Below are 1,764 nucleotides of genomic sequence, written 5' to 3'. Positions count from 1 at the left end.
GCTTGTCGGCGAAGTGTTTGTACGGGGCGTTGTGGCTGACGCCCGCTCGACGGGCAAGCTCGCGCAGCGAAAACTCGGTGCTCTGCGACTCGCTCAGAGCGTCCAGCGCAGCCTCTACGATCGCCTTGTGCAGGTCGCCGTGGTGATAGGGACGCGTGTCCGTTGTGGAAATGTCTTGGCTCATACCGTCGATCTAAGCTTCGAAGTTGCTCATGTCAACTTTTTTCGCAAATGAAGTTGACAGCGGCAACTTTATTCCTTAAGTGGGCGCTGTCAACATGGGCTAGTCCGAGACATCGATTGGCCGACGCGGCATTGAACGCCCGCCCGTCACGGTCTCAAAACCTACCGGAGCACAAAATGCAGTCCTTTCGATTGCTAGGAATTGGTCTCGCCTGCGCAGCGCTGGCTGCCTGCGACGAGAAAGCTGAAGTAGCGCCGCCGCAGCAGCAGGTCCGCGTCGTTGCGGCGACGGAGACCCGCTACCAACCGGGAGCCGAGATCACCGGCGAGGTGAGAGCGCGCGTTCAGACCGAGCTCTCGTTTCGCGTCAGCGGCCGCGTGCTCGAGAGAAAGGTCGACGTCGGATCGCACGTCCATGCCGGCGAAATTCTGGCGCGGCTCAACGACACGGAACAACAGGCCGACGTCAGCGTCGCCCGCGCCGCACTGGACTCGGCGCAGGCCGTTCTTGCGCAGAAGAAGCTGGCCTTCGACCGGGCAGAGTCGCTCCTGCGGTCGCAGGCAGCTCCGCGGGCGATCTTTGACGATGCGCAAAAGGAGCTGCTGAGTGCGCAAGCCTCGCTCGAGGCCGCCGAGGCGGCGCTGGCGACGGCGGAGGACGCGCTGTCCTACACCGAGCTGAAGGCCACTGCGGACGGTATCATCACGGCGCGCGGCGTCGAAGCCGGGCAGGTGGTATCAGCAGCGCAGTCGGCCTTCACGCTCGCCCATGACGGACCGCGGGATGCGGTGTTCGACGTCTTCGAGGCATTCTTTCTGGATGGCCCACCGCTGAACGACGTCGACGTCGCACCGGTCTCCGACCCCTCGCGCGATCTCCATGCCAAGATACGCGAAGTCTCGCCTGTCATAGACGCCAAGGCAGGTACGATCCGGATCAAGGTAGGCCTCCAGGACGGCGCGCCATGGCCGCTCGGAACGCCTGTGGTGGGCAAGCTCCGCGCCTCGCTGCGCGACGGAATCGTGCTGCCCTATACCGCGATCGCATCGGCCGAAGGCGAACCCGCCGTGTGGCTCGTCAACACCCAAAACCATTCCGTTTCGCTCCGCAAGATTGCGCTCGGCCGATACCGCCAGAGCGATTTCGTCGTGAGCAGTGGCGTCGCCCCCGACGACCTGGTCGTCACCGAAGGCGGAAAGTTCCTTAGGGAAGGCCAGGCGGTCGCCTGGGAAGGCAAGTGAGATGACACTCAATCGCATATGCACCGCTCTCCCGCTTCTTCTGTCAGTGTCGCTTCTCGCAAGCTGCGATCAGAATTCCGTCGCAGCAGAGCAGGCCGCTCCCCGTCCTGTCAAAGTCGTGGTCGCCGCCGCTGAACAGGACAAAGTGCCAAGCTTGCCTGGCGTTGTGCGCGCCCGCATCGAGACCGATTTGGCGTTTCGTGTTCTTGGACGAATTGCGTCTCGCAAGGTCGATGTCGGTGACCTGGTGCACAAGGGAGATGTCCTCGCCGAGATCGATCCTCTGAGCCTCCAGCTCGCGGTCAGGAGCGCGGAGGCCGATCTGCGCAATGCCCAGGC

At 63.3% G+C, this 1,764-nt stretch carries 3 protein-coding genes; 2 read left to right on the top strand and 1 reads right to left on the bottom strand.

The annotated features are described in order from the left end of the window. Nucleotides 1-184, bottom strand: a 184-nt coding sequence (locus tag DTW90_RS36880) for a TetR family transcriptional regulator (protein WP_149345055.1), incomplete at its 3' end; no start/stop codon positions are given. A 176-nt stretch (nt 185-360) separates the two neighbouring features. On the opposite strand from DTW90_RS36880, the gene DTW90_RS36875 reads away from it, so the two are divergent. Further along, a complete protein-coding gene (locus DTW90_RS36875; RefSeq protein ID WP_149345054.1) occupies nt 361-1,425 on the top strand; it encodes an efflux RND transporter periplasmic adaptor subunit in 1,065 nt (354 codons plus the stop codon). Between the two features lies 1 nt (nt 1,426). Continuing rightward, nucleotides 1,427-1,764 (top strand): biotin/lipoyl-binding protein (locus tag DTW90_RS36870; RefSeq protein ID WP_149345052.1); only part of this gene is annotated, 338 nt, incomplete at its 3' end.

Source organism: Neorhizobium sp. P12A (genome assembly GCF_008365395.1).
Taxonomy (GTDB): Bacteria; Pseudomonadota; Alphaproteobacteria; order Rhizobiales; family Rhizobiaceae; genus Rhizobium.
The sequence above is the reverse complement of the archived record's forward strand: the minus strand, read 5'-3'. Positions and strand labels throughout refer to the sequence as shown.

What these genes read in the sequence shown, in the direction of transcription:
- DTW90_RS36875 (WP_149345054.1), top strand. Translation starts at nt 361, where the DNA reads ATGCAGTCCTTTCGATTGCTAGGAATTGGTCTCGCCTGCGCAGCGCTG.